The following is a 9,423-nucleotide window of genomic DNA, read 5'->3' as shown; positions in this document are numbered from 1 at the left end:
AGTTCTTTCATGGTAAGATGTGTGTAGGCCATTTGTGGTCACTCTCCTAATTTTCGTGGTTGGAAATTTATTTTGAGTGTACCACAAATGGTTTATTTATTTTTCTAGCTTAATTTTACAATTCAAGAAATAAAAAAATGATGTCATTTTATTACGGAGGTATGTTATGAAAGAAAAAATGATAAATAATTTAGAAGCACGGTTTAAAGAGGTATTTCAAAGCTCCTCAACATCCCAATACTTCTCACCAGGACGTGTAAACCTCATCGGGGAACATGTTGATTACAATGGAGGTCACGTACTTCCTTGCGCAATTACACAGGGAACAATGGGGCTAGTGAGGTTGCGTGATGATATGACGGTCAATTGTATATCAGATAACTTTGATGAATTGGGTGTTATTTCGTTTGATTTAGACCAAGAGTTGATCTTTGATAAGCAAGATAATTGGACGAATTATGTTAAAGGAATGATTAAGTATGTTCGAGAAGCAGGACATACAGTGGACAAAGGATTTGACTTACTCATTTACGGAGATATCCCTAACGGAGCGGGGCTTTCGTCATCTGCATCTTTAGAATTATTAATCGGAGTCATATTAGAATCAGAGTTTAATTTAGACTTAGAGCGATTAGATTTAGTGAAAATTGGGCAAAGAGTTGAGAATGATTTTATTGGTTTAAACACGGGTATAATGGATCAATTCGCCATTGGAATGGGTCAAAATGATCATGCCATCTATCTAGATGTAAATACGCTTGACTATACGTTAGTGCCGGCAGAATTTGGTGATAACGTCATCTTGATTATGAATACAAATAAACGCCGCGAGTTGGCTGATTCTAAGTATAACCAAAGACGTTCTGAGTGTGAGGCAGCGCTAGAGGAGCTTCAAACAGAATTAAATATTCAGACTTTAGGCGATTTATCGAACGAAGCATTTGATGCTAATACTGGACTGCTTAGTAATGAGACTTATTTAAAGCGTTCTCGACATGCAGTATACGAAAATACTCGAACACAAGAAGCAGTTGAATTATTGAAAGCAAATCAACTTGAAGAGTTTGGCCAGCTGTTGAATCAATCACATATTAGTCTTCGAGAAGATTATGAAGTGACTGGTGCTGAATTAGATGCTTTAGTTGAAGCAGCTTGGGATCAAAAAGGCGTTCTTGGTGCACGCATGACGGGGGCTGGTATGGGTGGTTGTGCTATTGCTTTAGTAAACAAAGAAGCAGTGGAAGAAGCAATTAATCAAATAGGACAACGATACAAAGACCAAATCGGTTATGATGCGAGTTTTTATATCGCTAAAATTGGCGACGGCGCGAAGAAATTATAAAGCAGACTATTGATAGGAGGAATTTTGTGAGTTTAAACATTCAAAAAACAATTCATCAGTTCACAGACAAAGCGGTTCAATTAAAAGTACTGGATGCGTTAGACCGTCATTATACTGTCAATCGCTTGCTGGCTATTTTAAATCTTAAAGAAGCAGGTTTACCTGAAGTGGCTCAAGCGGACGTTAGCTTGTTGGAGTACATGGACATGTTAGTACAATATGCAAAAGATGAGCGAATTATTGATGTGACGCAATCAGAGACTGAGATGCTGGAAGCGAGAATCATGGATTTAATAACACCACCCCCATCGAGCGTGAATCAGAAGTTTTGGGACAAATATCAAGCGAATCCAGAACAAGCGACGGACTATTTTTACGAATTATCACAACAAAATGATTATATTAAAACACGTAATATTGCGAAAAATATTATCTTTACTGGACAAAGTGAGTATGGGGATTTGGAAGTGACAATCAATTTGTCAAAACCCGAAAAAGATCCAAAGGAAATCGCGAAAGCATTAACTCAAGAAAGTGTGGACTATCCTAAGTGTGTGCTTTGTATGGAGAACGAAGGGTATGAAGGGCACGCGAATCATGCTGCGCGTCAAAACCACCGGATTATTCGTATTGACTTACCTGAAGAAACGTATGGTTTCCAATATTCACCGTATGTTTACTATAACGAGCATTCAATTTTTTTAAATGAAACCCATATGCCAATGGCGGTTGACCGTAAATGTTTTAATAATATCTTAGAAATTGTGAAAGTATTACCACATTACTTTGTGGGTTCAAATGCTGATTTACCACGTGTAGGTGGGTCAATCCTAGCACATGACCACTATCAAGGTGGGCGTCACGTATTTCCGATGGAAAAAGCTAAAGGCTTTAAGACGGTACAATTAAATAAATTTGATCAGGTTGAAGCTGAATTAGTTTATTGGCCGATGTCTGTGATTCGTTTAAGAAGTAATAAAGCAGAAGATTTAGTTGAAGTATCAACGTTTATCTTAGATCAGTGGATGGCATATTCAGATAAAGACCTAGATATTATCGCTTATACCGATGAAGAGCGTCATAATACCATTACGCCAATTGCTCGGTTTAAAGATGGTAAGTTTGAGATGGACTTAGTTCTGCGTAACAACCGAGCGAGTGAAGACTATCCGGATGGAATCTTCCATCCGCATCAAGATGTGCATCATATTAAGAAAGAAAATATCGGTCTCATTGAAGTGATGGGCTTAGCGGTATTGCCACCAAGATTAGTGACTGAATTAGAGACGGTTAAAGCGTATCTATTAGGAAAAGGAACTATAGAAGAAGTGACACCTGTTCATCAAGAATGGGCTGTGGAGATGGCAAGCAATACGGAAGCAATTACTGAAGAGTCAATCCAATCAGTGATTGAAGAGAATATGTCATTAAAATTCGCTCGCGTCTTGGAAGATGCTGGTGTATTTAAACAGACAGATGAAGGTAGAGCAGGGTTTATTCGCTTTATCGATGCATTGAATCAAGTGTAAAGGGTGTGAATAGATGAATGTATTAGTTATAGGTGGAGCCGGCTATATTGGCTCACATGCTGTTAATAAGCTGATAAAAAAAGACTACAACGTTAGCGTCTTAGATAATTTAGTGACGGGTCACCGCGGTGCGGTAGATGAAGCGGCTACTTTTTATTTGGGTGATATTAGAGACAAGACGATGTTGAATCAAATTGTACAAGATGAACAGATCGAGGCTGTTTTTCATTTCGCGGCCAGCTCATTAGTGGGGGAATCGGTTGAGAAACCGTTGAAATACTTTAACAATAACGTTGTTGGTATGGAAGTACTACTTGAAGTCATGCAAGAGAATGATGTGAAGAAAATTATCTTCTCCTCAACTGCTGCAGTGTATGGGGATGTCCAAGCGCCTTTAATCACGGAAGATGAGCTGAAAGCTCCAACGAGTCCGTATGGTGAAAGCAAGTTAATGATGGAGAACATGATTAAGTGGTGTGATTTAGCACACGCGATTAAGTTTGTATCATTGCGTTACTTTAATGTCGCTGGCGCATTGAGTACGGGTGGAATTGGTGAAGATCATGATCCAGAAACGCATTTAATCCCTATTGTACTACAAACGGCTTTAGGTCAACGTGATGCAATGACGATCTTTGGTGATGATTATGATACGCCGGACGGAACATGTATCCGAGATTATGTACACGTTGAAGACTTGATTGACGCACATATTCTGGCTCTAGAGTATTTAAATACGAACACTGAAAGTCAGATATTTAACTTAGGTAGTAGTACGGGGTATTCCGTGAAAGAAATTGTTGAAGCGTCACGTAAAGTAACGGGGAAAGAAATCCCAGTAAAAATCGGTGAACGACGAGCTGGAGATCCAGCAAAATTAGTAGCCGCGAGCGAAAAAGCGCGTGAGATATTAGGATGGAAACCGGCCTATGAAACGATTGAGGGTATTATTCAGACTGCTTGGAACTGGCATGAAGCTAATCCTGAGGGGTATGCTAATTAAAATATCAAAAACCTTGTGGCTACACTAGCTACAAGGTTTTTTTGAGTTAATAAACTAATTTATATGTTGTTGCACTTTCGAACTGTGTTCCTTTTCGTAAGATATCATTCCCAAAGGCATCGTGATTAACCGCATCAGGGATAGTCTGAGTCTCAAGTGTAACTCCAGCGTATTGATGTAGTTCCTCACCCCAAATTCCCATTGGAGGATCTACGACACTATGTGTGTAAACGACAACTGATTCACAGTCTGTAGATACTTCGATGGAACGATTCAAGACAGGGACCGATAAGACAATAGGAGTATCTGAAGCATCTGCTTGTATAACAAAAGGGTGGTCAAATCCATTTTTCAACTCAACTTGAGCGTCATTTAATTTGAACTGATCTCCAATCTGTTTACCTTCACGTACGTCAAAAGCTGTACCCTCTACGCTTGATAATTCACCAACGGGTGTTCCTTCTGCTTTAACGGGTACATACTTATCCGCTTCGATCTTTAGTTGGTGATTAAGAATAGGCACTGTATGTGTTCCATTTAAGTTAAAGTAGACATGATTGGTCGGGTTGAATAGTGTGTCTGCATCCGAAGTAGCTTTATAAGTGATTTTCCATTCATTATCGACCGTATAAGTATGGATAACTTGAGCTTCTAATGTGCCGGGGAATCCATTCTCACCATCTTGATCAGTCAAGGAGAATGTAATACAAATTTCTGAGTTTGTTTGTATAATGTCGTATTCCCAATACCTCAAATCAAAGCCATTAGGTCCACCGTGTAAGTGGTTATCACCCTCATTTAGAGGGAGTTGATAGTCGTTTCCATCAATTGAAAATTGTCCCTTGCTTATTCTTCCCGCAATTCGGCCGATTGTTGCTCCGTAATAATAGCCTTTTCCTTTTTCGGCTTCTTGAGGGTTATCAAAACCCAGTATTAAGTTATCTGAGCCAATCTTCCATTGGTTGATTCGAGCTCCTAGATTGGTGAAAGTAATAATAACATCATTGTTTGTAATTTGAATTAAATCATACTCTTTGCCGTTGCATGATCCATATTTTTTAATAGTATAATCCATATTCAGTAAGCGCCTCCATTATTGTGATGTATCAAATTTAGCTTATTTAATCAACAAATACAAGAAGAAGTTATAAAATATACATTGATACTTATCAGAACTTAGAGATCAGTAATACCTATAATTTATCTTTCTTCACCCCCAATGTTATAATAATCTCAGAACGCTTTATACATCACAAGGAGGCATAACATGAGAGTTGGATTTATCGGTTTAGGTGTCATGGGACAAAGTATGGCAGGGCACATTCTTGAAGCAGGGCATGAATTATTTGTATACAATCGAACAAAATCAAAAGCCAAGAACTTAGTCGACAAAGGTGCAACGTGGTTGGATACACCTAAAGAAGTAGCAGAAGCAACAGACATTGTCATTACGATTGTTGGCTATCCACAAGACATTGAAGAAGTGTATTATGGGAATAAAGGCTTGTTTACGGGAGCTCATTCAGGCAGCTTGTTTATTGATATGACAACAAGTACACCGTCGTTAGCGATACAATTGGCAGACAAAGCGAAAGAATTGAATGTTAGCGTATTGGATGCGCCTGTAACAGGTGGGGATATTGGCGCTCGTGAAGGGCGTCTGGCTGTTTTAGTTGGAGGGAATGCAATTGATCTAGAGAAAGCGCGTCCGGTTATTGATACATTCGCAGCCAATGTGACTCATTTTGGTGAGCATGGCTCCGGCCAACATGCCAAAGCAGTCAACCAAATTATGGTTGCTGGAACGATGTTAGGCTTGGCTGAGATGATGACCTATGCTAAAAAAGCGAATCTATCGTTAGATAAAGTGGTCGAAACAATTGGATCTGGAGCAGCGAGTAACCGCTCCTTAGCAAATTATGGGCCGCGAATTATTCAAGATGACTACTCACCTGGCTTTTTTGTGAAGCATTTTGTGAAAGATTTAAAGATTGCTTTAGATGAATCTAAGAAAATGGAACTGGAGTTACCGATGACTGAATTAGCGCATAAATTATACACGCAACTTGCTGAGGCAGGGCATTCAGATGAAGGAACTCAAGCTATTGTGAAGTTATGGTGGGACGGAGAATTAAATGAATGAGCCAAAGTTAGCGATTTTTGGATTGATACTGGTTATTTTATAATCTATTTTAAAACTTGGATAATTCTGTTTTGGAAGTCTCGAATAATAACGAAAATGAGATTATTAAAGTTTTTAAAAAATTTAACTTAATATAACAGAAAATAACTCGTAAAAAACCTAAATATTTTTTACGAGTTATTTATAATATTTAATTGAAATCATCATTAATCCTCACGGCATAAGCGTCCGAAATAATCCTAGTTAGAATAGATAAAGGGAGTCTTGATTTGACTTCAAATTCAGGGATAAAGGAGTCAGAAGCCTTAAATCCTAGAAATAATAAAGTGGAGTTTTTCGCTAAAGAGCTATGTTTAGAGGTCGTAATAGTTATAGTTGTTGTTTCGTTTCTCAAACAATTGTCACTAGCCTCAACCAACTCTTCGGTCTCGCCACTTAGGGAGATAAAAATCACTACATCATCTTCATGAATATTCCTACTTTTGATTCTGATGATATTTGGATCTGAGTATGTTTCACAATATTTATTGAGAACAAGAAATTTTAACATCATTTCTTCTGCAACATAAGTCGATAAGCCTCTGGCAAAAATAATTACTTTTCTAGAAGAACTTATTTTTTGGACAGCATCCTCTATTGTAGTACTATCAACTTGCTTTATAGTTAGCAGTGTTTCTTGTTCATTCTTTTCTATCGCACGGCGAATATTTTGATCAGCAACATCAATAAGTTCGAAATTCCATTCTTCATTTGAATTTGTAGAACTTTTTAAAGTATGTCTAAATGATGTATAGCCTTCAAAACCCATTTTTTTCATAGTTCTAACAATAGTCGCAGTTGATACATTTGATTTTTCACTTAATTGAACAATGCTCATCGCTGGAATCTTGGTAACATTATCATTGATATATTGCCAAACGAACTCTTCGGACGGCGTTAATTTATTTGTGGTCATTAAATACTTCCTTTCAAAATATTGTAAATGTTTTCGTTTGAAACACAGGCTCTGAAAACATTTTCATTTAGAATTTAGTTATAATATATATGAACGGAGGGATACTGTGATTTACACATTGACAATGAATGCAGCGATTGATCTTTTTATTGAAACAAACAAAGTAGAGTATGATTCAGTAAATAGGTCAAATTATGATGAATTACAACCGAATGGAAAAGGTATTAATGTTTCTTTTATTATGAAACAACTTAATATTGACACCACTGCTTTAGGGTATGTGGGAGGGTTTACAGGCGATTATATCATAAATGAGTTAAATAAGAAAAATATAGGAACAAATTTTGTGTCAGTTGACGGAAACACAAGAATAAATGTGTTTACTAGGGTACTCTCGAAAAAAGATGAATTTAAACTCGTAAACAAAGGGCCGAATATAAATTATCAACAAAAAAATAAATTATTAGATATTATAAAAAATCTTAAAAATAGTGATATGTTAATAATAAGTGGAAGTCTTCCTCGTGGGATTGAACCAAAATTTTTAATAGATATTATAAAAATTTTAAGTGAAAATAAAGTACAATTCATACTGGATACTAGTTATGAAATTGTAATGGATTTATTAGAATTTGAACCTCTTATGTTAAAACCTAATATTGAGGAATTACAAATTTGGACGAAAACGAAAGTGAATTCAACGGAAAGTATGCTAGCTGTGTGTAAAGACTTGATAAAGAAAGGAGCTAAGAGTGTCTTATTGTCCTTAGGATCTGATGGAGCAATGTATGTTAATGATAATTCAGCATTTAAAGTGAATGCACCTCAAGGGAATGTTGTAAATACAGCATGCTCGGGAGATACTTTATTAGGGAGTTTTGTAGCAAAAAGATTAAATGGAGAGTTAGTAGAAGATGCACTAGCATTTGCAGTAGCAGCAGGTAGCTCAACAGCATTTTCACCAGGGTTAACAGATTTTATAGACGTACCGGAATTATTAAAGCAGATAAAAATCGAAAAAATAGTGGAGGAATAAAAAATGGAAAAATACAAAATAATTGCTGCTACAGGATGTCCAACAGGGATAGCGCATACATATATGGCACAAGAAGCTTTGGAGCAGGCCGCTAAAAAAAGGGGAGTACCTATAAAAGTAGAAACACATGGACAAGTTGGAATAGAAAATGAATTAACGCCCTCAGAGATTAAAGAAGCCGATGTGGTAATAATTGCATCAGATAAAGATGTTCAAGCTGAAAGATTTGCAGGAAAGAGAGTAATATCTGTATCAGTTGGTAAAGGAATAAAAGAAGCTGATAATTTAATTGAAAAGGCATTAAGTGGAGAAGGTAAGATTCTTAAAGGTGACAATTATAAGTCTGATACTGATGAAAATACTGAAAATGACGAAACTTTAGGAAGAAAAATTTATAAACACCTAATGAATGGTGTTTCTCATATGCTACCATTTGTAGTAGGGGGAGGAGTTTTGACCGCAGTTTCATTTCTTTGGGGGATTTATTCTGCTGATCCTAATAGTGAGCAATATAATGCATTTGCAGCTACTTTAAATCAAATCGGTGGCTTGTCTATGGGACTAATGGTACCAGTATTTTCTGCATATATTGCTGAGAGTATTGCCAAAAGACCAGGTTTAGTAGTTGGTTTTGTTGGCGGGTTGATAGCTAATGAAACAGGGTCAGGATTCTTAGGAGGAATTCTTTCAGGTTTCTTAGGTGGACTAATAATAATTTTGTTAGCTAAACTATTCGAAAAATTGCCTAAATCTTTAGATGGACTTAAAGCTATATTTTTATATCCAGTTTTAGGTGTATTCTTGATAGGTATTATAGTGTTTTCAACAGGAGGACCAATTGCTAGTGTTAATGAAGGAATGATGAGTTTCCTGGCAAGTGTAGAAGGATCAAATCCGTTACTACTAGGATTAATTGTTGGTTGTATGTCAGGGTTTGATATGGGAGGACCTGTAAATAAAGCTGCATATGTAACAGGAACTTTACTTTTAGGTCAAGGAAACTATACTTTTATGGCCGGAGTATCAGCAGCATGTATAGCCCCTCCATTGATGACAACTGTTGCTGTGCTCTTATTCGGTAAATACTATTCTAAAGAGGAAAGAAATGCGGGTTATGTTAATTTGATTTTAGGGTCAACACACATAACTGAAGGTGCAATTCCATTTGCTGCAAGTAATCCGTTATTAAATTTACCTTCTATTATGCTAGGTTCATCTGTAGCTGCAATTATCACCTACTTATTTCAAGTTCAAGTTCCCGCTCCACATGGTGGATTTTTAGTACTTCCTGTAGTAACACATGGTGTGCAATGGGTATTTGCCATACTAATAGGATCAGTAGTTGGGGGAGTAATGTTAGGATTAATTAAAAAAAGAGATTATAATAAACGAATTATTAGCAATTAAGGAGTGAA

The 9,423-nt window shown here is 36.8% G+C and carries 7 protein-coding genes and 1 pseudogene; 6 read left to right on the top strand and 2 right to left on the bottom strand.

What is annotated here, in order from left to right; genetic code table 11:
* The first annotated feature begins 166 nt into the window (after positions 1 to 166).
* From ACEN31_RS06245 to galE, 3 genes are read left to right on the top strand one after another with little or no spacing between them, the layout of a single operon-like run.
* Positions 167 to 1,342, top strand: coding sequence for a galactokinase (locus ACEN31_RS06245; RefSeq protein WP_407089695.1), 1,176 nt, complete (start codon positions 167 to 169; stop codon positions 1,340 to 1,342).
* A gap of 26 nt (positions 1,343 to 1,368) precedes the next feature.
* The gene (galT, locus tag ACEN31_RS06240) at positions 1,369 to 2,871 is read left to right on the top strand and encodes a UDP-glucose--hexose-1-phosphate uridylyltransferase (protein ID WP_407089694.1); all 1,503 of its coding nucleotides are present in this window, start codon (positions 1,369 to 1,371) and stop codon (positions 2,869 to 2,871) included.
* Between the two features lie 13 nt (positions 2,872 to 2,884).
* Positions 2,885 to 3,874, top strand: coding sequence for a UDP-glucose 4-epimerase GalE (galE, locus tag ACEN31_RS06235; RefSeq protein ID WP_407089693.1), 990 nt, complete (start codon positions 2,885 to 2,887; stop codon positions 3,872 to 3,874).
* Positions 3,875 to 3,920: 46 nt separating this feature from the next.
* On the opposite strand, the gene ACEN31_RS06230 is transcribed toward galE, so the two are convergent.
* Positions 3,921 to 4,949, bottom strand: a complete 1,029-nt coding sequence (locus tag ACEN31_RS06230) for an aldose epimerase family protein (protein WP_407089692.1) — start codon at positions 4,947 to 4,949, stop codon at positions 3,921 to 3,923.
* Between the two features lie 171 nt (positions 4,950 to 5,120).
* On the opposite strand from ACEN31_RS06230, the pseudogene ACEN31_RS06225 reads away from it, so the two are divergent.
* A pseudogene (locus ACEN31_RS06225) lies at positions 5,121 to 6,017 on the top strand (NAD(P)-dependent oxidoreductase); the annotation flags it as partial.
* 190 nt (positions 6,018 to 6,207) lie between these two features.
* Here the strand turns inward: ACEN31_RS06225 and ACEN31_RS06220 are convergent.
* Positions 6,208 to 6,972, bottom strand: a complete 765-nt coding sequence (locus ACEN31_RS06220) for a MurR/RpiR family transcriptional regulator (RefSeq protein ID WP_407089691.1) — start codon at positions 6,970 to 6,972, stop codon at positions 6,208 to 6,210.
* A 106-nt stretch (positions 6,973 to 7,078) separates the two neighbouring features.
* Here ACEN31_RS06220 and pfkB point away from each other — a divergent pair, with 106 nt between their 5' ends.
* Positions 7,079 to 8,008, top strand: coding sequence for a 1-phosphofructokinase (gene pfkB, locus ACEN31_RS06215; protein ID WP_407089690.1), 930 nt, complete (start codon positions 7,079 to 7,081; stop codon positions 8,006 to 8,008).
* 3 nt (positions 8,009 to 8,011) lie between these two features.
* A complete protein-coding gene (locus ACEN31_RS06210) occupies positions 8,012 to 9,415 on the top strand; it encodes a PTS fructose transporter subunit IIC (RefSeq protein WP_407089689.1) in 1,404 nt (467 codons plus the stop codon).
* Positions 9,416 to 9,423 lie beyond the last annotated feature (8 nt).

This window comes from Ruoffia sp. FAM 26255 (assembly GCF_045528525.1).
Taxonomy (GTDB): Bacteria; Bacillota; Bacilli; order Lactobacillales; family Aerococcaceae; genus Ruoffia; species Ruoffia tabacinasalis.
Note: the sequence above shows the minus strand (reverse complement) of the source record. Positions and strands in the feature narration are given on the sequence as shown.